15 protein-coding genes and 1 pseudogene are annotated in these 23,556 nt (G+C 40.9%); 4 read left to right on the top strand and 12 right to left on the bottom strand.

Annotated elements, in window-relative coordinates:
• Positions 1–7: 7 nt before the first annotated feature.
• The 3 genes from C4E06_RS17135 to C4E06_RS17145 form a co-directional block, all read right to left on the bottom strand.
• Entirely contained in the window at positions 8–1,057 is a 1,050-nt protein-coding gene (locus tag C4E06_RS17135; RefSeq protein WP_107669150.1) for a chemotaxis response regulator protein-glutamate methylesterase, read from the bottom strand.
• A gap of 19 nt (positions 1,058–1,076) precedes the next feature.
• On the bottom strand, positions 1,077–2,258 hold the full coding sequence (locus tag C4E06_RS17140) for a PP2C family protein-serine/threonine phosphatase (protein ID WP_107669151.1): 1,182 nt from the start codon (positions 2,256–2,258) through the stop codon (positions 1,077–1,079).
• 149 nt (positions 2,259–2,407) lie between these two features.
• Positions 2,408–4,021: a S8 family serine peptidase gene (locus C4E06_RS17145; protein WP_107669152.1), complete on the bottom strand. Its 1,614-nt coding sequence runs from the start codon at positions 4,019–4,021 to the stop codon at positions 2,408–2,410.
• Positions 4,022–4,187: 166 nt separating this feature from the next.
• On the opposite strand from C4E06_RS17145, the gene C4E06_RS17150 reads away from it, so the two are divergent.
• Positions 4,188–4,640, top strand: a complete 453-nt coding sequence (locus tag C4E06_RS17150; RefSeq protein ID WP_107669153.1) for a DUF29 domain-containing protein — start codon at positions 4,188–4,190, stop codon at positions 4,638–4,640.
• A 54-nt stretch (positions 4,641–4,694) separates the two neighbouring features.
• Here C4E06_RS17150 and C4E06_RS17155 read toward each other — a convergent pair.
• The 8 genes and pseudogenes from C4E06_RS17155 to C4E06_RS17190 form a co-directional block, all read right to left on the bottom strand.
• Positions 4,695–5,468: pseudogene (locus tag C4E06_RS17155) on the bottom strand (DUF4058 family protein).
• 169 nt (positions 5,469–5,637) lie between these two features.
• The gene (locus tag C4E06_RS17160; protein ID WP_107669154.1) at positions 5,638–6,219 is read right to left on the bottom strand and encodes a Uma2 family endonuclease; all 582 of its coding nucleotides are present in this window, start codon (positions 6,217–6,219) and stop codon (positions 5,638–5,640) included.
• A 67-nt stretch (positions 6,220–6,286) separates the two neighbouring features.
• Entirely contained in the window at positions 6,287–7,669 is a 1,383-nt protein-coding gene (gene trmFO, locus C4E06_RS17165) for an FADH(2)-oxidizing methylenetetrahydrofolate--tRNA-(uracil(54)-C(5))-methyltransferase TrmFO (protein WP_107669155.1), read from the bottom strand.
• A gap of 57 nt (positions 7,670–7,726) precedes the next feature.
• Complete coding sequence (locus C4E06_RS17170; protein ID WP_107669156.1) at positions 7,727–9,364, bottom strand: LA2681 family HEPN domain-containing protein; 1,638 nt, start codon at positions 9,362–9,364, stop codon at positions 7,727–7,729.
• A 176-nt stretch (positions 9,365–9,540) separates the two neighbouring features.
• Positions 9,541–9,900 (bottom strand): DUF5615 family PIN-like protein, encoded by a 360-nt coding sequence (locus C4E06_RS17175; RefSeq protein WP_107669157.1) that lies wholly within the window; start codon positions 9,898–9,900, stop codon positions 9,541–9,543.
• Positions 9,897–10,223, bottom strand: coding sequence for a DUF433 domain-containing protein (locus C4E06_RS17180; RefSeq protein ID WP_107669158.1), 327 nt, complete (start codon positions 10,221–10,223; stop codon positions 9,897–9,899). The genes C4E06_RS17175 and C4E06_RS17180 overlap by 4 nt, the downstream gene beginning before the upstream one ends.
• Positions 10,224–10,649: 426 nt before the next feature.
• Positions 10,650–11,888: an RNA-guided endonuclease TnpB family protein gene (locus C4E06_RS17185; protein ID WP_107669159.1), complete on the bottom strand. Its 1,239-nt coding sequence runs from the start codon at positions 11,886–11,888 to the stop codon at positions 10,650–10,652.
• A 191-nt stretch (positions 11,889–12,079) separates the two neighbouring features.
• The gene (locus C4E06_RS17190) at positions 12,080–19,048 is read right to left on the bottom strand and encodes a LamG-like jellyroll fold domain-containing protein (RefSeq protein WP_107669160.1); all 6,969 of its coding nucleotides are present in this window, start codon (positions 19,046–19,048) and stop codon (positions 12,080–12,082) included.
• Between the two features lie 307 nt (positions 19,049–19,355).
• On the opposite strand from C4E06_RS17190, the gene C4E06_RS17195 reads away from it, so the two are divergent.
• From C4E06_RS17195 to C4E06_RS28855, 3 genes are all read left to right on the top strand, one after another.
• Complete coding sequence (locus C4E06_RS17195) at positions 19,356–19,616, top strand: DUF4278 domain-containing protein (protein WP_107669161.1); 261 nt, start codon at positions 19,356–19,358, stop codon at positions 19,614–19,616.
• Between the two features lie 115 nt (positions 19,617–19,731).
• Positions 19,732–20,658 (top strand): hypothetical protein, encoded by a 927-nt coding sequence (locus C4E06_RS17200; RefSeq protein ID WP_107669162.1) that lies wholly within the window; start codon positions 19,732–19,734, stop codon positions 20,656–20,658.
• Positions 20,659–20,723: 65 nt separating this feature from the next.
• The gene (locus C4E06_RS28855) at positions 20,724–21,944 is read left to right on the top strand and encodes a D-Ala-D-Ala carboxypeptidase family metallohydrolase (protein ID WP_107669163.1); all 1,221 of its coding nucleotides are present in this window, start codon (positions 20,724–20,726) and stop codon (positions 21,942–21,944) included.
• A gap of 84 nt (positions 21,945–22,028) precedes the next feature.
• Here the strand turns inward: C4E06_RS28855 and C4E06_RS17210 are convergent, their stop codons facing one another.
• A complete protein-coding gene (locus C4E06_RS17210) occupies positions 22,029–23,417 on the bottom strand; it encodes an AAA-like domain-containing protein (RefSeq protein WP_107669164.1) in 1,389 nt (462 codons plus the stop codon).
• Between the last annotated feature and the right edge of the window lie 139 nt (positions 23,418–23,556).

Genomic DNA, 23,556 nt, shown 5'->3' on the forward strand with positions numbered 1-23,556 from the left:
CAGTTTGCTAAGGAATATGTGTGACTCGTTTGATGAGGGTTGCAGGAATATCTGCTAAGGGCAGCACTTCTGAGGCGGCCTCCATTTCGACGGCCGCTTTCGGCATTCCATAGACAACACAACTTTGTTGATTTTGGGCAATAGTATGCCATCCTCTGCGACGTAACGTTTTAAGTCCCATCGCCCCGTCTCGTCCCATCCCCGTCAGTAATACAGCAATTCCTTTTCGACTCCAAGATTGAGCCACACTCTCACAAAAAACATCGATGGAGGGACGATAGGGATAATCGTGAGGTTCCTTAGTGTATGTTAACGTTAAATTGGGACGTAACACTAAGTGATCATTGGTGCCTGCTAACAAAACTTTACTTGCTAATAACATATCCCCTTCCGAGGCTAAAACAACCGATAACGGGGTTTGTTCGTCCAACCACTTGGCTAACCCTTGAGAAAACTGCACATCAACGTGCTGAATAATAACAATACTGGCCTCAAAATTAGGGGGAAACTCTCCTAAAATAGCAGCCAAGGCTTTAGGTCCTCCGGTGGAAGCCCCAATAATGATTAGGGGGGGTAAATGACGAGGGGGATAAGAAGAGTGATGTTTACCGGATTTCTCACTGCTGGTGGCTGACTTAGAAGAGGGCCGTTTCGGGTTCAGTCTGCCGATGACAATGCCGATAGAAACGATGGTTTTTAACAAAGCTTCGTTTAACACGGTGTCTTCTGAGGGTCCCATCACTGGGGTACTGACCACATCTAAAGCCCCATAACCCATGGCTTCAAAGACTTTAGCTGAATTTTTTTTAATATCGGCCGTGACGATTAAAATAGCGCAGGGGGACTGTTGCATAATGATTTTGGTGGCTTGGGCCCCGTCTAGCTCTGGCATAATCATATCCATGAGGATGAGATCCGGGGTATCTCTGGCACAATAAGCGATCGCACTTTTGCCATCATAGGCCACCCAAGCGATGTCATAGCCAGGGACTGAAGTAACAACGCGCCGTAGCATTTCTACGACCATCACCGTATCATTAACAATTGCGATCCTCATTAGGGTGCTGTCATTTGTGTTATTTTTGTTTAATTACCAATAAAGTGATATCGTCATAGACGGTTTGGGTATCGATGTGTTGCTTCACATCATCAATCACCGCCGTTTTGATCTCCTGTGCTGATTGTTCCCAATTTTGACTAACAATTTCACATAAGCGTTCTAAACCATACATCTCTCCTGCAGGATTTTCTGCCTCTGTGATGCCGTCAGTATAGAGAACCACTACATCTCCGGGGTTTAATAATATTTCTGTTTCTCCGAGAAAATCGCTAATATCTTCTTCTAAGCCGACGGGAAATCCTAAGTCAATGGTATCAACAATTTCAATTTCCCCTCCTTTTCTAACCACAATTAAGCATTCATGTTGACCACTTAACCGTAGACAATGATCTTCATAATCTAATAAAGACAGGGTTAAATTTTTATCGGAGTTAATCCGTTCGACGTTATCGAAAATGGTGCGATTAATCACAGACAAAAACTTGAGGGGGTCCCCTTCGTTTTGAGTCATGAGGGTACGAATGGCAGTTTGTACCATAATCATGACCACACCGCTTTCTAAGCCATGGCCGGTGACATCTCCAATGCCAATTTTAACCCGGCCATTTTGATTTAACACATCATAATAGTCTCCCCCGACATCGGTGGCCGGTTCCATAAACCCGGCAATATCTAACCCTTCGATTTGTTGTAATTCCTCGGTTTTGGGGAGAATCATCTGTTGTAAGCGTCGGGTAATTTCAATTTCGGCACTCAGACGCAGGTTTTCTTCTTTGAGTTTTTCTTCTGCTTCTTTCCGCTTCAACAGGTTATTATAGGCAGCCGAATGGTAACGAATACGGGCGATTAACTCCACTTTGTCGGGTAATTTGACTAAATAGTCATTGGCTCCCAGTTGAAAGGCTTCAGCCTTCACTAGGGGTTCTTCTTTACTCGAAAGCACGATTAAAGGTATGTCGTGGGTGGGTGCATCCTTAGCCCGTAAGAATCTCACTAACATCAATCCTTCGATGTCAGGCATGACTAAATCCTGTAAAATCACCGTTGGTTGAACCTCTGTCGCTTTTCTTAGGGTTTCTGTGGGGTCACGGCAATAATGAAAGATAATGTCGCTTTCTGAGGCTAACATACGGCGAATGGCTTCGCCGATGGTGGGTTGATCGTCGATTAAAAGAACAACAATAGGAGAGTCGGTCATTAGAGAGGATGAGGTGAAGCATCGAGTTAAGATGTCATCATGAGTTCGGTGGTTTGGTGTTCGGAGTTAAGACACCCTAAAAGGAAACCGCTTCAACAACGGTTGCTGCGATCTAAATCCTTTCTCTAGAATAACCTAAACTCGCCATCCTATTGCTTAGCACCTACTGTTACAGAATGTTGGGGAACGGTCCACCAAGCTAAGCCATAGGGTTGAGTCCCTTGATTGACTTGTTGTTGATACTGGACTCGGATTTTGTAGTTTCCGGCGCTGGTAACAGGACAAAAAATATGTTCGATGTTATCGGCCCGACTCACGGAACGACAGAGACTGGCGGCGGTATTCTCGGCATTGGCAGGCATTAAATAGAGATCAAGATTATTAATTCCTCGATCTTCAAAGGTCTCTCCGAGATCGTATCGCTCATTCTTATTGGTGTCATTGAGTTCAACCACCCTATCCCACACTAAAGTAATGGAAACAAAACTATTTTCTGGTAAGGGTTGAGAAAGAACATACTCTTGATAGTTATCTTTGCTCACGGTGTCATAGTCCCAACCCATTGCCGGCACAGGGTTTTGCGGTTTCCATTGACCGGCACTAAACTGTTCATAGGCCCGAAGTGCATTGAGGTGGCCCGTTCCCATTTGTATATCCAGGGGAATGTCCGGGTTACGGTAAGCATCAGACTCGAACCAAGTATAATGGGTTTTACTAAAAATCGTCCGCATCATCCCCAATAACAAACCATTTCCCTTATCCTGTATCTTATCGGCCGAATTGAGTAACACCGCTTTATTGACCTGATGACGGCGAGAGTCCAGACTCCAGTTAGGTGCTTGGTTGCGAAGTTGGCGATCGCCGAATTCTTGTAATAGGGCCACTGAAGCGGTGATATGGGGGGCGGCAAAGCTGGTTCCACTCACTTCTTGGATGGTTCCGGCTAGGTCATACACCGCCACTTTACTCCCTGGGGCCGTTAAATTAATGGCCCGTCTTTCCCCGACATTAATCTCCCGTTTAATTAAACTGCGGCCAATGCCCACAGGAAGGGCGCTGAGGTTGGCAAAATCCACTTTTGTATAGATTCCGTCCCGTTTGGTGGTGTAGGCGGTGGTGATGCCGTTATAGTGGTCTGTGGGGATGGGAATACCTCCGGTTCCTTGGTTGCCGGCGATGACGTAGAGGGTATCATGAACCCGTGATGACCAGTCGATACATTGGGTTAAGTGGGCGTTGCCGTCTAGCTTTGCATCCTTGCGATTATCTTGTTCTAAGGATTCTCCGAAACTAAAGTTAATGGCCCTGACATCTCCACTATTGCGTTGGGCAATATGTTGACTGGCTAAACATTCTTGAGGTTGGCCACCTCCTTTAATGGCACCAATGGCCGAAGCGTATAATCTAGCATCTGGGGCGACTCCTGGCAGTCTTTTATCTTTGCTTACCATAACACTGGCTACCATGGCCGCGTGGTTATCTAGGTTGCCGTTAGATTTAACGTCCCGATTTTGATAGTAAACTCCTGCTAGTTGAAAGGTGGGACTCCAAGCCGCGATTTTATCGAAGCCGAATATTCCTGGCCGTCCGATTTCTACTTGTCCAATGGCAATTTTTTTCCCGGTTAAATTTAAGGGTTGTTGGTGTAAGCGATGGGCATAAATGCCAGCTTCTCCGGTGGAGGTATTCAAAGCCAAACTAGGGGTAATAATTCCTGTAACGGTTGTTAAACTGCTGATGACCCAAGCAACGGTTCGTTTCATGTAGATAGATTAACTAATTTTTTTGACTTCTTTCTATTTTATACAAAATAAATAAAATCATGGCTGTAAAAACTTTGTAAAGACAATAGGGAAAAGAGCATTAACTCTATAGACTAAAATAGTTAGGGTTACAATAATAGAGATAATTGTTAAAAAGTAAAAGATTATGACTTCAATAATTACATCTAAACTTTTGTATGAACAAGACTTAAATTTATGGTTACTTACCACTATTGAGCAATTGAAACAAGGTGATTTAAACCGATTAGATATCGAACATTTAATTGAGGAGTTAGAAGGTTTGGCCGGAAGAGATAGACGAGAGTTAGAAAGTCGTTTAGAGGTTTTGTTATCTCACCTTCTTAAGCGGTTATTTGTGCCAAGTCCTAATGATTATCGAGGATGGGAATTAACGATTAAAGAACAGCGCAACCGGTTACAACGTTTACTTAAACAATCTCCTAGTTTACGGAATTATTTTATTTCTGTTTTCTCCGAGATATATGAAGATGCTTATGAGTTGGTTTCTTTAGAATATACTGAGGTTAACTTTCCTAAAGTTTGGCCTTATAGTCAAACCATTGAAGACATTTTATTAACTAAATTTTGGGAAGAATAAAGGAGTTAAGTTATGGATCAATATTTTGTTTTAGAAAAAAGATTAGAATTTATTTTAAATCAACTCTTGTTCTTGTAATAAATGATTAATCCAAGTTTGATCAGTTTCGGATAAATCTTCTAATGTTCGTTTTTGATAATTAATGGCTAAATCATAACTACCTCTCTCATAAAGACTGTGTAATAACTCTTGTAAAGGGATTAAAGGTTCTTGATCTTCTGCTTTTAAAGGTAAGGGAATAGAAGGAATTTCTTGTGCTAAATTAAAGGCATAGAGTTCTGCTTTGGGACGGCGATCGCTTCGACTAATTATAATACGATAATCTGATTTTATTCTCTCATCTACATTCATGGGCATTATCTCACCTTTTCGTAATAAATCGATTTCTATTCAGTGAGTTAAACTCATTAATACTTGTTCTCTTTTTCTTAAATATTTTGTCCTTCCTTCTCCCATTTTTTTGTTTTTGGTTGATAAAATTTCAATCACTGTAACGACTTCTTGAGTTTCTACATTTTTGACTTGTAAATACCATTCTTTAACGGTTTCTGGTTGGGGAATAGTAATAGGTAATGGTTGAACTTTTGGGGGAGCAACCGCAATATTAGATGAGGTTTCAGTTTGTTTTGAACTAGGAGAAAACAGAACATTATCGGGAATACCTACTAATTCTAAATTATCATCATTGTTAGTGTCTGTATAAACTCTTTGTTCCATAGACATACGATATTTTGGCCTTAAAATAGGGTTCATATAATCAGCGATTGCAACAATTAAATGAGTATGAACTTGTGACCAAAATTGAGGGAGTTCTAAATAAGGGTTCATTCCAGGAAAAGGGGAAGGCTTAACGAAGTCAGAAGTCAGAAGTCAGAAGTTGTTTTTGAGACAAGGATTTAAGCCTCGCCTCAAAAACGTTTCGCTTTAAAAAGGCAGGTTTTAGACCCTATTATCTCGATAACTTTTCTCCTTAATTTGTACAGTCTAAAAGACTATGTTACGATTTGCTTTCGTCAGTTAAGATGACATCCTCATATATTAATTCAACAGGACAAGTAAAATCAATTGAGTCTAATTTTAATTCCTCCTTTTCGTCAAAAATATACAATTCCCAAACTCCCTTATCGTTGATACGAAAACACTCAATTAATTTTTGATCTGCACTCACTAAAACATATTCTTTCAAGGTTTCAATCTGGCGATAGTTTCTAAATTTTTTACCTCTATCAAATCCTTCGGTACTCGGAGAAAGCACTTCAATAATTAAACAAGGATGTTGCAGAAACTTGATGGCTTTTTTATCCCTTTCATCGCAACTAACAACCACATCAGGATAATGATAAGGCCCTGTTTCTGATATCTGTACTTTAGCACCACATACTAATACTCTACCCCCTTTTGCCTTGAGATGATTTTTAAGGGTACAAGCTAAGTTTAAAGCAATAGTATTATGAGGAATAGTTCCCCCAGTCATAGCGTAAACTTCCCCCTCCATATATTCATATTTAAGGGGTTGTTTTTCTTCCCATTCCAGGTATTCTTCAGGAGTCATATAAAAGTTTTCTTTTGCAACAACCATCTTAAGCTATCCTCACGAAAAAATGTATTTTTGCATCAGTAGGGGCGAAGGTTATTCGCCCTATTATTTATACTAAGATTACCGCATTTTTTTGATGATTATTTAACCGAGTTTGACAGTCATTTAAATCAGCTAAAGCGCGATCTCGATATTTTCCGTATCTTTCCCGTTTATTGCGAATTCTGACGGGTAAATCGGGTAAAATACCAAAGTTAGGCGGCATGGGTTGGAAATGTTTCGGGGAGGCACTACTGATAAACTCAAATAATGCACCCATCATCATCGTAGAAGGTAATACAATGGGTTCTAACCCTAATGCTATGCGTGCAGCGTTTGTCCCGGCTAACCATCCCCCGGCCGATGCTGCGGTATAACCTTCGGTCCCGATGAGTTGTCCTGCGGCCAACAGGGTGGTACGGCTTTTAAACTGTAGGGTAGGTTCAAGTAACTGGGGAGAGTTGATGAAGGTGTTACGGTGCATCACACCCATGCGAACAAATTCGGCATTCTCTAAACCAGGAATAAGACGAAATACCCGTTTTTGTTCACCCCATTTCAAATTAGTTTGAAAACCAACCATATTCCACAGTTTACCTTGTTTATCTTCTTGCCGTAGTTGTACAACAGCATAAGGTCGTTTTTCCTTGTTTTCGGGATCACGAAAGTCCCCTAACCTTGCATCAAATAACCCCACGGGTTTCAAAGGTCCGTAACGCATGGTATCTTCTCCCCGTTGGGCTAATTCTTCGATAGGCAAACATCCCTCGAAAAATTTGGCGGTTTCTCGTTCAAATTCTTTTAATTCCGCTTGTTCTGCGGTGCAAAGTTCGTCACGAAACTGTAAATATTGTTCAGAGTTGAGGGGACAGTTAAGATAGGCGGCTTCTCCTTTGTCGTATCGGGAGGCTAAAAAGGCGATGTCTCGGTTGATGGAGTCCCCCACAATGATAGGACTGGCTGCGTCAAAAAAGCTCATATAAGCCATGCCGGTGAACTGTTGTAACTTTTCAGCCAAAACAGGAGAGGTAAGGGGGCCAGTGGCTAAAATAACAATGCCGTCTGAGGGTATTTCCTGGACTTCTGAGCGTCTTAATTCGATTAAAGGGTGTGTGGCTAAGGTTTGGGTTAATTGGTGGCTAAAGACCCCTCTATCGACGGCTAACGCACCACCGGCTGGGACGGCGTGTTTATCGGCGGTTTGGATGATGATGGAGTTGAGGCGACGTAATTCTTCATGGAGAAGTCCCGCCGCGCGATCGCTCGACATTGCCCCAAAAGAGTTACTACAGACTAATTCGGCTAATTCTTGGCTATGATGAGCGGGACTGGTGCGAATAGGACGCATTTCGTGCAAGATCACGGGTATGCCAGCTTGTGCCACTTGCCAGGCTGCTTCGGTGCCGGCTAACCCTCCACCAATTACTTGAACTTTTGCAGTTGCTTCTGTCATTAATTAACTTTTAGTTTCGTTTTTGTTGAGTTTGAATACTTTATATTTTAGTGTAGTTTAATTGATTGTTCTATCTGATAGTCCAGGTTTAGTATAGAAAGTAGTATTAACTATATTGTGAGTCTTTTTTTCTTTTTCTTTTTCTTCAATCATTACTACACCAACTAAGTAGATAATTGCTGCTTTGACCATTCTCAATAAAAAATAAGTTTCTTCTTGCATTTGTTCTAAACTGTAGTTTACTTTGGATGTATCCATGACTTCATTTTGATGTAAAGTAATTCCTTGGTGCGTTACATAATCTCTTAGAATTTTGAATGGATAAAAATCTTCATACTCTTTATCATAAAGGTCTTTTCTTACACTAACTAATGCCTTTAAATACGAATTATATTCTACTTTTTGACCAATAATAGGATTCAAGCTATTATCAAAACTGTTTTTATACTTCAATTTTTTATACCAGACATTATTCCACGTAACTTTAGTTGGATCATTACCAAGTTCTAAATATAAATTCAAAAATCCTGCACATTTATCTAATAAATCAACAGCAAGACGTAAACTTGTTTTTAAAAACCCACTTTTAAAACCAAAGTCAGCAGAATCTAATGTATCAATATATTCAGTAATGTTACTAAGTTCAATGAGTTCTTGATCTTGAGAGAAACTTTGATAATATAAATGTCTAGCAGTCGCAAATTCTTCTTTAATTTGGTTAAAAATATAGCATAATGTTTTATTTTTTTCTTTCTCAATGTCGGTGGTGATTACATTAGGCAAAGGTAAATCATCTTTATAGTCGTTTTTAAAATTCCATATTTCAGGATTAACCGTTAATATAAGTCGCTTATCACCTATAAATTTTAAGTAAGAAGAAGGCTGAAAATCTTGTCCTGATTCTATTTTTTTCATTACCTCTATAAGTTTATATAATCCATCATCAAAAGATAAATTTATCATGGTTTCAATTTCTCCCAAAGCTTTAGTAAAATTAGTAATGCTTTCTTCTCCATTAGGAACTGGTTTTCCATTAGAAGTTTTGAGTTTATCATTATTTTTTATAGCTTTTGTTAAAAGTTGCCAAGATTGAAAACTAATTTTAAGCCCATATTTTTTGGAAAGAGGAATTAGTGGCAAAAAAGCAACTCCTAAGTTTCCTTTTGCAAAAGAATTATCTTTATTAACTTCTAAAGCATCACAATAATAATCTACTGATTCCACGCAACGACCGAAAAAAGATAGTAAAGCTGCATAATTATTTGTTAGAGAAGAAAAATCATTGGGATTTAATCTTTTTTTAGCGAGAATAGTATTCTGTATAAATCTTTTTTGTTTTTGTTTGATAGCTTCAATTTGTTTTGTTTCCGTTACACGATTAAGTAACTTGGCCTTAGCATCATAACCTAAAGATAAATTGATTTCTAGTCTTAATTGATTATTAAAAATATCTCGTGGGTCAATTTGATGACAGTAAGAATACAAGGTTTCCATCAATTGAATACCCTTATCCACAAGTTCCATACTTTTATACTTTTCTCCATTAAATATAAAAATAGAAGAACAAGTAAATTGAATACTTTGAACGTTCGGGTATTTCTGTAATAAAGTTTGTGCTTTTTCTAAAGCTTTTTCGTACTCATTGGCTTTGTGAAGCGCAATTAACTCCTCAAGTTCCTGAGAATAATCTTCCATGTTCTTAGTTTATATTTAACTCAATTGTAGCGTTTCTGAATTATGTTGTAGATTTCAACAATATTCTAGCAGTTTCAACGCCTAAAATGGTGGGTTACGACGGATAATAAGATTCTAATCATAACCTGTATTTTAGCCGTCTAACCCACCCTACGATTGTTTTACGTAATCATAAATCAAAAAGGAATCCAATCAACAACATTAATCCATTCTTCTGCTTCACTTGTCTCCCAAATCATAATTAATTCTTTAGCTAATTCCCCTATAGTGGTCATAGGACGTACCCAAAAAAGTCCCCACATTTGTTGATTTTTCTGCCAATAGTCTTCTAAATGGTCAGGCATACTGGTACGATTATCGGTAACTAATAATCGTTGAGATAATCCTAAATATTGTAAAACATCAGGGTCAAGAGTTCCTAATGGGGGTGTATTAGTATCTCCAATGCGTAAAATATCTATATCTGGATTTAATCTTAAGACAGCAATTTTTAAACGTGGTGACAAGTTTTCATCTAGTAAGAATTTAATTTTCATAGGGTTAATGAAGCTTGTCTGTGTTGTTTGATTCGTTGCATTTTTTGTCTTTGAGGAGATGGATTTTTAAGAGATTCTTGATAATGAGATTCTTTCCACTGTTGTATGCGTAATAAGTAAGCATCAATTTCCTGTTGATTTTGGAGATAATAGGTAATCGTGACGTAAATTTTCTCTAAACTTAAATCAGGATAAACTGCCTTAATTTCTTCTGGTGTATATCCTTCTAAAAAGTAGAATAATACGTTATCTATTCCAATTCGATGACCTTTAATTCTGATATCATCTTCAGAAATGAATAAAAAATAATCTTCTAATTGCATTCGTGATTTTCTCCTTAACTCATCTACAGTGCTTATTCTGGTGGGTTACGACGGATAATAAGATTCTAATCATAACCTGTATTTTAGCCGTCTAACCCACCCTCCGGTTTTAGTTGATATGTACTGTCTATCAGTTGTGTTGGGAATGCTGTTTTTATTGTGTTCATAGAGTTACGTCTATGTGACCTTATATATACGCACTCTATCTCTATCCTACTCTCCAAATTTATAATAACACATTTTTGCTCATTTTTTTCGAGGTATACCCCACTGGGTTTTGTGGACTAAAAAGGACTATATCTAAAGAAAATATTAAGATTTTTTATCTTTTTGCTTAAATGTCAGGAAACCTTGATAATGCTTTCTGCAACCTCTGTATTGTAGTGGTTGACACTCCCCACGAATATAATTCGGGGGATTCTTGGTTCACTGACTCAACTTACCCTGACAGGTATTACTACCAACCAGAATAGAGGTCGAATCTCCCCAAGCGTTTAACTCTTCCGAGTAGCTTCCGATATGCCCTATCGTAGCTTTTTTAAGTATGTTTAATGAAGCCATTTTGTCCCTATCTTCGACATATCCGCATGAACAAACATGAGTTCTAACTGATAAAGACTTTTTGATTAATTGACCACAATTAAAGCATTCTTGAGAAGTGTATGCAGGATTAACTGCAATAGTTAATCTCCCATATTTAACTCCAAAATACTCAATCCATTTTCTTAATTGTGACCAACCAGCGTCATTGATACTCTTAGCTAGTTTCTTATTACGCACAAGGTTCTTGACTTTTAAATCTTCATAGGCTATCAAGTCGTTTGACTGAATTAAACGGAGTGCTAATCTCTTGCTAAACTCTTCTCGTTGCCTACTTACTTTTAAATGTCCCTTAGCAGACTTTTTCCTAGCCTTGATGTAGTTATTAGACTGTTTTTTCCCCCTCCTAAACTTTCTCGACTTTCTTCTATTAAGTTTATTAAGACGTTTTTCTGCTTTACGATAATACTTAGGAGGTTCTACAACATTATTATTGCTATCAGCATACAGATATCTTAACCCCATATCTAAACCTATACATTTTTTAGTAGGTTCTAATTGAGGTGCTATATCTCTAACATCAAGCTTTAATATTAACTGGACAAAATACCCATCAGCGCGTCTAACTATTCTTACTCGTTGTATTTGCCACTCTTGAAAATAGAATAAATCTCGACTACCAATTAACTTTAATTCACCAATGTTTTTACCATCAGTGAAAGTTATTCTCTTGGTATCTCGATTAAGTTTCCACCCTGACTTTTTAAATTCAACAGAACGAGTCTGTTTAGAATATTTTGGGTATCCTATCCCCCTTTTGATTCCCCCCTTATTAAGGGGGGCTTGGGGGGCTTGGGGGGATTTGCAGTTGTTGTAGAATCTAAGAATTGCAGTCCAAGTCCGTTCGCAAGCTTGTTGACAAGCGGTAGAGTTAAGGGCTTTGACAAAAGAATATTCAGTTCTTAATTGAGTTGTGTATTTATAGATATCTTTTTGACCGACACCTTTGTTATCTTCCCAGTATCTAAGGCATTTGTTTCGCACAAATTGAACTGTGCGAATAGCCTCATCAATGGCTTGATATTGATGCTTTTTGCCCCTTAGCTTGTACTCTAGAATAAACATCTTGCGTCATCGACCTACTACGCAATCTAGTCTAACATGAAATATGATAGGTAGGCAATGAATTGCCATCGCATTTCATCCCCATGTCTATAAGCCAGGGGCTTTCATGCTTAGAATTTGAGGTAAAGACGGCCTAATGAGGTGCTAATCATCACCCATAGTTTAGCCGTCTAACCCACCGAACACAACCCTTAGAACTTAGCCGATTGGAGCAGATAGAGTATTTTATCAACTTTATCGCTGAGCAATTGTTTATCCTGTTCTAGCTGTTCGAGTTTCCCTAACAAGTCTTGAGTGGAAGGAGACTCTTGCATGGGTAAAGGGAATGAGAGTTGACCAAACCCCATTAAAGCAGGACGTTCGACATAAGTCACCCGATGTAACACCCGCCAAGTTTTGTTGGCTTTACTCACATCAATTTGACGTAAGGCGCGGGCTTCTTCATCATTACTGGCTAACCATTCGGGATCAACCACATAGTTAAAGAAGTCTTGGAAATGTTGGGTATTGCCTTCGAGATAGAAACTCATAAAGCGGTAACGATCCACCTTTTGCCCAGGAAAGAGGGGATAATCGTCATGATTAGTAATATTGCGACTTTCTACCCCACTTAAATCCACATTTAAGGAAAATCCTTCACTTCGGGCTTGGGTTTTATTGAGGGTTTGGGTCAAATTAACCGTTGCTTGTGCGGTTAATTCCACGGCCACCCCAAGGGCATTAAAGTTGCCTTCAGCCCCTAATCCGGCATTGAGGTTAAATGATCCCCCGATACTGTGTTCAACGGTACTGGCAAAGCTTTGGGCTTCGGTGCGTAATCCCCCATCCCCATCCCAGACATAGGTATTGACGATGTTACGTTTGCCGGCCCGAATTTGGATATCTTCCATTTTTTTCTGCCAACCGGCAAAGCTTTCTACGGCTTGGGTGCGTTGTTCTTGATCGGCAATTTTAGATTCAATTTCGCGCTGTTTTGCCTCTACTGCCTGGGAACGATTGGCCACATTTTCCTGACCTTGTCGTTCAATATTATCCCGTTGGGCGGCTTGTTCTTCTTCGGTTAACCCTTCCTCTTCTTGACGATTCACCGTCACAGTTTGGGGGGCTTCTCCACGGTCAATTTCTCGATTTAAAGACGTTTCATCCACTAAACGGGCATTAAATTGGGCAAAATAGGAAGCGCGACGGGCATCTTCATTCTCGATCTGCTGTTTGAGATCATAAGCCTCTTGTAAGCGATAATAACTCGCCGGATAAAGAGAACCGTATTGCGATCGCATTTCAGGCACGTGCTTAAAGAAACGCTCACTGGTGGCTTCGCTGCCGGTTTGCCCGTCTAAACTCCCATTCATGGTGTAGGCAGGATTGATTAAAAAGGTGATGGTATTGACATCCGGGGGAACATCTTCCACGGGAAGCACCTGATAACCTACCATACGCCCCGAACGCCGTAGTCTTGTGACGAAAACGTCCGCTAAACCCGACACAACCAGGGCATAGCCCACATTTTTCGGAATAAATCGTTTACCCAGATGGGGAAACTTGGGGTTAGGTTCTTGGGTTCCCCGTAATTCCAGGCGATCGCTAAATTGACTGCTGGAACTAGCAGTAATATTGCTTTCATTGAGGAAATTGTAAGTAAAGTCAAGATTGCCTTTAAATCCTGCCCGTGTGGCTGCGATGCGCTTAGAAACCACTAATGGGCCCCCTCGGATATCTTCATCTACCCCGGTAAAGAGGTCAAAACTTGCCCCCAGGCCCGATTCTTGCGATCGCGTCCAACTATAATCCACATCTTGGGACTGACTTAATTCGACGGCAGTGGCCCCATTATAGTCGTCTTCAAGGGTCAAATTTTCACTGGGAACAGGGGGCGCACCTTCAATATAACCCAATAAGGTAGGAGCAAATTGAGCATTGCCAATCCAGCGTAAGTCTAAGGCTTCGACCCGTTTATCACTGAATAATTGAATCCCATCGTGACTCGGCAAAGCGAAGAAACGACGCATCAGGGCCATCTTCTGATCCGTATCGGGATCGAGACTAATGGTACTATATTCAGCACTCACTAAGGCGGAATTAATGAGAGGTAGGGCGTTATCTTCGACGATGACCGCATCTCGGACGATTCCGGGGGGATGTTCCGTTAAATCGGCAACGGTGGAGGGAGATTGCATCATATCCAATTGATCCAAGGGCCAATAGGCCACTAAATCCGGTTCTGTGCCGTTCAAACGAGATAACCTGGTTTCTTGAATCTCCCCTTGAGATCGGGCTGTCTTCCATAAACGAACTTCTGCAATGTAACCGTCGCAAAATTCGTTCGTATAACGGTTATCGCGGCCAATTTCGCAAGGATGGCTGCTGGTATTAGCCGGCACGGTTCCCGCAATGGAGTCGATCAATGCTCCATTCACGTAGAAATGGGCAGTATTGTTCTGATCCAAAACCACCGCTAAATGATGCCACTGATCCACCGTTAACTTCCCTTTCTGGGTATCGTAATCCTTGCGTCCATAGGTAGTAAAGCGTAGTTGATTGCCGTTTAACCCAAAGCCATAGGCACCGGCTTTTGAGAAAATCCGTTGAATTCCTGTTACTTTGCGAGGTTTAACCCAAGCTTCTAAGGTAAAGTTGTTGCTGAGGTTAAATCGCTGATCATGGCTAATTTCAACGTAGGTATTCACCCCATTAAACTGCATCACCGCATGACCCGGGTTACCGATGGGTGCGCTACACCCCCACCAGTTGCCTTGTTCAACCCTTCCCAGACGGCCATTACCGGAATGATCGCGCACCTCTTCCCCGGTGGCTTCATTTAAGGGAAAATAAGCCATTAACCCAGGTTCGTTACCCCTTAAGGTCATTTTACTGTGGATTTCGATTTCTTCAGGTTTCAGGGCAATTTGCCAAATGCCGAGGGCGGCCAATTTGCCAAAGGGTTGGGTCCCCCCTTGATAGTTACCGATCGCATAGATATCGCTGCTGGTTTTTGCTTTTTCCACTTGACCCACGACTTGACCATCAATATAAAAGGTGGTGCTGGCGTTATCCCCTTCTCCTTGCCCCACAACCGCTAGATGATGCCAACCGAAGGGCAATCGTTCCATATCGAACCCACTGGGATAAAATTGACCGTTAACGTAAGTGCCTAACAATCGTTGGCTGCCTTCATTTTTGACTAAAACAGGGTGTTCCGGGGCAGTTTCAGCCCGAACTAAGGTATTGTAACTAAAGGGATGGGGAAGGGGAGAGAAAAACCAGGTTTCCACGGTCCAATCTTTGGTAAGGGGAATGGGTGCATTGCGTCGCAAATCCTCACTATCTTTGAGCAGAATCATGCTATCGGCTTGATTGAGGCTGAGACAGGTTCGTAACCCTTCGGGAATCCACTGTTCAAAGGCAATATTTGCACTATCCGCCGTCACATCAAAACGAGTTTGACGCATTTTCCCGTCAGTATCAACGTAAATTAACTCAACATTGCCCTCACTGGTGGCTAAGCAAGTGAGACGACTGGCAGGACGAACAAAGGTTAATAATGCCCCGGATACTGCTAATTGACGGGAATCTCTGCCGATAATAGCCATGGTTTGGGGGGTTTGCTCCAGGGTTTGCACCCCGGCAATAAAAGCGGTATTCAAGGAATTTAATTCGGTTTGTACCGTTTGCAGTTGGGCGAGTACCTGATTTAACTGGGCGGTTAATTTGGCTTCTTCGTTGGCTTTATTGGCACTAATTGCCTGTAATCGGGCTAATTCGGTCTCTGCTTGCTGTAATCTTTGACGAGTGCTTTGTAAGTTTCCTTGAGCGGTGGTTAACTGCCGTTGGGCATCGCGAATCTTGTTATTAGCCTGTTCATTTAAGCGAGTGAGACGAAACTGTTGATTATCTTTACCATGAGGATTGTTATGACCATAGATACTGTGGGAACGGTTGCGTAAGTCCATCACCCGATTTTCATAGCGAGAATAAATCAGATAGTAATTGCCCCGACGTTCTAAACGCCATTGTTGATTGGCTCCTTTATGATGATCGGTGTTACCGTAAATATCATGGTTGCCAAAGGTCTGCATATCTAAGATACGGTTTTCATATTGGCAGATAATGGTGAAATAAGTCCCGTCAACCCGTTCAAATTTGAATTTTTGATTGCTATAATTGCCCCAGGCTAACCCTTGAATGAAGTTCTTTCCTTGGGTATAGATACGGGCGGCTTCGTTCTTGCCTTCTCGACTGCGAGTGGTTAAACGATGCCAATAATTCCAGGGATCATTGACTTGGGTTTGATAATCACGACTATAACGGGTAACGTCTCCTTCATAGCGAGTAATGTGACCTTTTAAGATCCGAATTAATCCTTCTTGGTTACGAATTCTCGTGGCTAAATTGGGATCACGAACCGCAGCTAACGCAGCTTCTAAACGGCGTTTTTCTTCTAATAAAGCAGCTTCTTGCTTCTCTAGGGGATCAAGCTTCTGTAAACTAGATTTGAGTTCGTCATAGTCTTGATTAAGGGGTTCTAAGGTAATTTTATCTTGATAGATAGCTTGGGTGATGGTATCAGAGACTAAACGAATGCGATGTTTGCGAAGGTCTAAAAATTGCCAATTCCCTTCAATGTCGCTAATTTCAAAACTCCGCACTAAGGTCACTCCATCGGGAACGGTAAAGCGTCCCGTTGCTTGATACCATCCTTCCCCAAGGGGTTGAAATTGGGCGGTTTCTCCGATAATTTCCCGAGTATTTTGAGCATTACGACTACTTTTACCCCAATAACTGAACTTAAAGAGGGGTTTACCTTCAAGGTTATTGGGATCGTCTTCTGTATTCAATTTAAACTCAAAGGACTCCGTATAGGTTCCCCGTTGGGTTACCGCTACCAGTTCGGGATTACTATATTTAACGCTTGGGGTTTTCCCATCCCCTAGGGTACGGTTGAGGGTAATGGCACTGACAAAGGCATCCCCGTGAACAATGCCATGGTTACCATGAACGGAAAAATCCACAACGGTACGTTCTTTCCCCTCAGAAATCGCCCCTAAACGCCAGTAACCGCTTAAATTGACTTCTCGTCCGGTTAATTGTAGATACATGGTATCTTTGATGTCTTGGGGGGGTTTAGCGGTGTTCCAAATGCGAACATTGGCTAATTTTCCAGCAAAAAAGTCTTTATTTTTGACTCCAGCAAGAGAAAATTCTGGTTTCCAGTTGTTGGCAACTAAGGGAACCCCTTTAAAGGTTTTAGTGGCCATTGCTTGGCCATTTTGACACAGGGTTAAAGTGGTGGTTTGGCTATCCGCATCATAAGCAAAACTCCCTGCACAATGCACCCATTGACCTATCGGAAGAGATTCAGGAGAAGTTAGGGTTTCTAAGGCTTTGTCATGGGCTATGTTAAAACTCAGTTGATTGTTTTGGAGAAATAAGCCAGTTAAACCCTCTTTTTGGGCAATTAAAACTTGTTTGTCTGTTTTTTCAGCAGAAAGATAGACCCAAACGGTGTAAGTTTGAGCAAAGGAATAATCAGCAGAAGGGGGTTTAAGAGGAACCGAAGGCAGGGTAATTGAGTCCTGTTTCCCATCAAAAGAGACTCCCCGACGCTTACGAGAAGCTAATTTCAGGTTAACCGCTTCCCCTGGTTGCCAGGGAATATTGACCGTAAAGCGATCGCCGTCAATGGCTGTGATTGCATAGATGTCATTATAGGGTTGAGTGTTGATAATTTGAACTTCATCCCCATTTTCTAAGCCATGATTAGGACTAATGACCCGTATGTTGCCGTTTTCGGTCAATTCGTAAGCAGTAATAATCCCATCGAAGATTAATCCGGTCTCTTCTTCGGGAATCACTTCCCATTGTCCCACTTCGGTGTCTACCCAATGGGCCTGAATTTCAAAGGTCTGATCATCGACTTTTTGGGCGATATAATGACCATTGTAATGCTGAGTTCCCTCAATTTTAATCACGTCCCCATACTGCAACTTTTTAGCTTGTTTTGAGGTAATTTGAACTAAATCCTCTGAGGTTCGGGCCATCCCTGTGATGGTTCCTTGGGGGGGTGGGGTACTCTCCCCAAGGGACTTAATTTCATCTAAAGTGTCTAAGGGGAGTAAAAGGTCTTGTGCATCGTTGCGTACCAGGTTAAAAACAGGGGTTTCGTCTAGGGTTGCTAAGGTTCCATCCCCTGCGACTCCAAAGCTAAGGGTTGCCGTTCCTTGGTCTGTGACAACGGCTAATAACACTTTAGTTGATTCTTTGAGTAGTTGGGTTCCCCCTTCGATGGTTCGTTCGACTTGGGTATCATATGAGGTGGCACTTAACCCTTGGGTAATGGTGAGGTTTTCTAAGTTAATTGAGCGTTGAATAATCCCAGGAATAGACCGAGGAATTAGGGTTTCCGGTTCTCCTGGTTTGGGTTCTAACACCGTTTCGTCTTGAATGTTAAATAACCCTTCTGAGGAGGCCCGAATGGATAAAATATCGATCTGTTGTGTCTTCTGGTTATAAGCATAAAAATGCCAACGGTATTTGTCGTGTTCGTTGGTGGGTAACAAGACAACGGAAAACCACCCCTTAGACAACTGATTGATTAAAGGAAGTTCGGTGGTGGGTTCATAAAAAGGATTCCCTTCTGTGTCACGAAAATCCAACGAATCAACTAATCCCAGGGAGTTAGTGGAGGAATTATTGGTATTTTGTAAGGGTTGATGCTTCTGTTTACTGCGTTTGAAACGAACCTCCAATTTACGCACTAACTTATGGGTTAACCCATCGAGAACAAAACGGTCCACCAATAAGGTATTATCCACCGACTGACGGAAAACGTAGAGATGGCCCAATCCTGAAACACATTGGATGGGGGTGACGGCCGTTAAAGATTGGGTTTGATAACGCGATCGCAATAAATAATGATTATTTTGATCGGTCAATTCTGCTGCTTCTTTTTCTATCACTGAGGGGTCAGGATCTTCATTAGGGAAAGGTAAAAGATCCCAATTTTCCCAACCCGTTACATCAGTATTACCATAGCTTTCTTCATAGCCATCTTGTTTAATGGTGTAATAAATTTGACCTTGACTATCGGTTACGAAAACGATCACTTTTCCTTCATGGGTAATGGTATTGATTTGTTTTAGGTCAGTTTTTGCTAAAAACATAAGGCTTACATCCTTTTTAATAATAGAAATAAATGAAGGTTTACCCTGGGGATAACTGCATTTATTTCGGTTGATAGTTCTATCTAACCAGGATTTTTAAGAAGATGACAGGGGGAAAACTTATGTAAATTCCCTTTGAAATTTAAAAAATTAAGTTAAGGCATTAAGTCCTTAAGGTAAGAAAAGTTAAGTATCAGCAAAGTTAAGGTTAAATGACGCTACACTCCCTAACTTTTCTGTATCGACTCTCATTTTAATTCAGTTTATAAAAGTAATATCAACCCATGCAATTAACGGAGTAACAATTATGAAACTTGTTTATAGAGGTCTCGAATATTTCAACAAAAAAATCACCAATATAGTGAACCCTAATCAACACTTAACCGCTAAATATAGAGGAATTAGTTATCAAATTTCTTTTGTTCCTAAACCAGCTAACTCTGTTGATCATATTTTAAAGTATCGAGGGATTAACTATCATAGCCACCCTAACAACAATGATCATCAAAAAAGCTCTTGTTTGACTGGAAGTAATCCTGTTTTGATGGCAAAATCCCTAACTACCTAAACCGATTACTTATCAATCGTTACTTACTTATAAAAAGAAATCAAAATAGTTCTTTTTACCCTTAGTTTAATCCTCAATTGCTTTCTATATCACTCACCAATTTTGGACAAAAATCATGACACTCGCCCAACCTTCTCCGACTGTCGATCTAAAAAAATCAGAGAAAGTTGACTTTCAATTTTTACGGTGGATCATTGCTAGTTTAGTTAAAAAAACTGACAGTAATTATCAACCCACTCTGATCGGTCATCTTCTCTTAGCTTTCGTTTTATCCTGTACTTTTTTAGGGAGTTATGCCCTACATATTAATCGCTCTGCTGCTCGTTTAAATCAATGGTTAAATCCTCCCATAACCACCGAAACAGATGTTACCCTTAAACGGCTTGACAGTAAGACAGCAGAAGCACAACAGGAACTCGAAACCATCACCGATCCTCAAAGAAAACAGCACATTCAACGCAGTTTATCTGAACAAGAAAGACTAAAAACCCAACTGTATGAAATCGACAAAAGACTAGAACGATATCGATATATGATGGTTTTTTTCTATAGTCGAAATTATGCCTCCATCACCTTAACAACTTTTTCTGCCATCCTGGCTGGTTCTTGTGTTTTATTAATTAGTCGTGCCGGGTGGCAACGGGTTAATAATGCTGTGATCCACCTCTGTATTTTTTCCTCCGGTTGTGTCATTTTGTTTTCTGATATTTCAGGGATTTTTCAATATGACCTGAATTACCAAAATGTGGCTAATATTTATAGCGAACATATGACCCTAAAAAATGCCATTCGTAGCTTTTTTGCCACAGGGGGATTCCTTCAAGAAAATCCCGATACAGGGGAGACACAATATGTAGAATTACAAGACACAAACCGCTTCATTTATTACGTCGATCAACAACTGACTAAGTTTAATCAAATTCCCCTAGCCATTGATAATTCTACCCTACAACGAGTTGTTAACTCTGCCAATTTTGGAGACCAACTAGGAGATAGAATTTCTTTTGATGTTCCCGAACCTGCTAATGAAACCCCTCAATAAATGATTAGCAGTAATTAAGTAAAAAGTTTGTCCATTTAGTTCTCATTATTCTGGAGATATTGATCATGAACACTATCAAAGCAACCACCCAAACATTCCTCAAAAAAACAGTCGGCCAAGCGTCTCAACTCTCAGATAACCAAAAAGTCCCCGTTGTGGAAGGGAAAACCTATGAAATTATTAGTTACACTGAAGCAGAACAAGGCCACTATCAAGTTGAGTTAAACTATGGTGCCGGAACCTGGTATCTTTGGTCAGGTCATTGGCAACTCCCCTGGGAAGATAACCAAGAAGAAATAGATTTCTTTTCCCCAGAAAATCTTAAGGCGATCATGCCTCATGCTTCTAATAGCGATATCGCCACTTATGTTAATCCCCTCAATAAAGTCTTATCTGACTTTGATTTAGGGACAAAAGCGAGAGCTTGCGCCTTTATTGCTCAAATTGCTCACGAAAGCGGTTCTTTGCGCTATAAAGAAGAGATTGCTAGTGGTGCAGCTTATGAAGGACGACGGGATCTCGGTAACACCCAACCGGGAGACGGGAAACGGTTTAAAGGCCGTGGGTTAATTCAGTTAACCGGACGGGCCAACTATCGTCAATGTGGACAAGCGTTAAATTTACCCTTAGAGCAAAATCCTGAGTTAGTGGTTAAAGATCCCTATACCAATGCTGCGGTGGCCGGTTGGTATTGGCAAAGTCGTAACATTAACGCCGCTGCCGATAAAGGTGATTTTGAGCGAGTCACTCGATTGATTAATGGGGGATTGAATGGTTATAGCGATCGCCTTCAATATTGGGAACGGGCGAAAAAAGTCCTGTCTTCTGGAGAAGCTTCTGTAACCCCCACTAATAACAACGTTTCGGTTCCGAGTAACTATCAATCTATCAATTGGAATGATTTTAATGCAAAAGTGTCGAAATATTTTACCGTTCGAGAAGTGACCAATGGCGATCGCCGTCGCATTCCCACCGATAACACCATCAAGCAAAACATTTTTACCCTAGCGCGAGAGTTAGATAGGGTAAGAGAAGCTTGGGGATCAGGGATTATTGTTACTTCTTGGTATCGGCCCCCTGCGGTTAACCGGGCTATTGGTGGGGCTACTCGTTCTCAACATATTTTAGGTAAAGCGGCGGATATTCGACCGGTTCAAGGGGATTTATATCGCTTTCAAGATTGGTTAGATAAGGTCGCCTGGAAAGATAAAGCGTTAGGCTATGGAGCAAAAAAAGGCTTTGTCCATCTTGATCTGCGGCCTGGTAATATTCGCTGGAATTATTAAACGATAGCGAATTGCAACAAACGTGAAAGACAAAAAAATGGGTAGGGGCATAATATATTATGCCCCTTCAATTGATGATATTTCTCAGTGTGATCCCGTTAGGTTTTTAGTTAAAAAATATTGTTGATATAATTGACAACTGGAGGTGACTTGATTGCCTTGTAAAATAACCAAGCCCATACTATGTAATTTAAAGGCTGATAATTGTTCTAATTCAATGGGTACTGATGCTTCTAAAACTTGTTGATAAGTCGTCGATAAAATAGGATGTTCTCGTAAATTTTGCAATAATCGATGGAGATGATGATGATAAATACTGGCATCGGTTGCCCCTGTCTCGATCAACTCTTCTAGGGTCAGATTTTGAGTGGCCAGATGATAAAGGGCTTGTTGTACTAGGTAAGGGTGGCCAGCAATAAAGTCCATCAGTTGCTGAAGTTCAGAGTTTGAGAGGGTTAGACCATAGGATTGAGCTAAGATAGCAACCTGGTCAAAGGTAAACGGTCGTAATTCAATGGCCAATCCTACATTAAAAGGAGATTTATTAATATCAAGGGGAATATAAACTTCCGTAGAATGAACAATCACAAGACGAAGGTTTTGCCAAAGGGGGTTACCACTGTCTCCATAAGAAGCTTCTTCGTACCAGGAACGGAGTAAGGTGAAAAAATCGTCCGCCACCTCCGGATGGAGAAACACCTCATCCACTTGGTCTAAGGCCAACACCAAAGGCCCCTCAATCTCCGATAAAATATAATCTTCAAAATAGGCAGTACAGTTGCTTTTGCTGCCAAAGGTATCACTCCAGTCGTCTTCAACCCGATGGGGAAGTTTCAGTTTGCGGGTGATCGCCGTACAAAACCAACGTAAGAAGCGATCTAAATCTGAAAAGGCCGCTTTATCAGCCCGTTGTAAACTCAGGGCTACACTCATCACCCCATTTTCCTTTAATTGCTGTTGAGCATGGTCTAAAATTCGCAACATCAAGGAGGTTTTTCCCATCTGACGGGGGGCTTTAATGCGAATTAAAGAACCGGGACGGAGAATCTCTTCGTAGCAACGAGTTTCGATGGGGGGCCGTTGTAGATACAGGGGAGAATGAAGAGAGACTGGACCCACGGGGGGTTCTACAGTAGAGGGTTGACAGTCAGTTTCCCCAGAAGACACAGGGGTGGCATGATGGCGATAGTTTTGTTGGGCTAATACCGCCATCACATTGGTTTTACTCACCTTTTCCCCAAAACTGGCCGACAGAAGTTTCCACAATTTGGGACCCACATCGTGTTTAATATATTCTGGTGCATACCCCGCTTCATCGGCAATTGTGTCGTAATTATGACCCATTAAAGAGCCTTGCAAGACAGCCACTTCAATATTTTTGAGGTGTCTTCCTGTCTTAGAGAAAACCGCTTGATCCACCAGGGTTAAAGCATTTTCAAAGGGAATAAGGGGGTCTTGACGAGGACTTGCCATAAACGATCATTTTTGAGCGAGTGTCTAGTGGGTTTTTGGCTAACCCTTTAAGGATCTTGATCTCTTAAGAATCCACTCGCCATAAGGGCAGTGGAGTGTCAAGTGGAGGTAATTCTAAATTCTACATTCTAAATTCTAC

The sequence above is a fragment of the Cyanothece sp. BG0011 genome (genome assembly GCF_003013815.1).
Taxonomy (GTDB): domain Bacteria; phylum Cyanobacteriota; class Cyanobacteriia; order Cyanobacteriales; family Microcystaceae; genus Crocosphaera.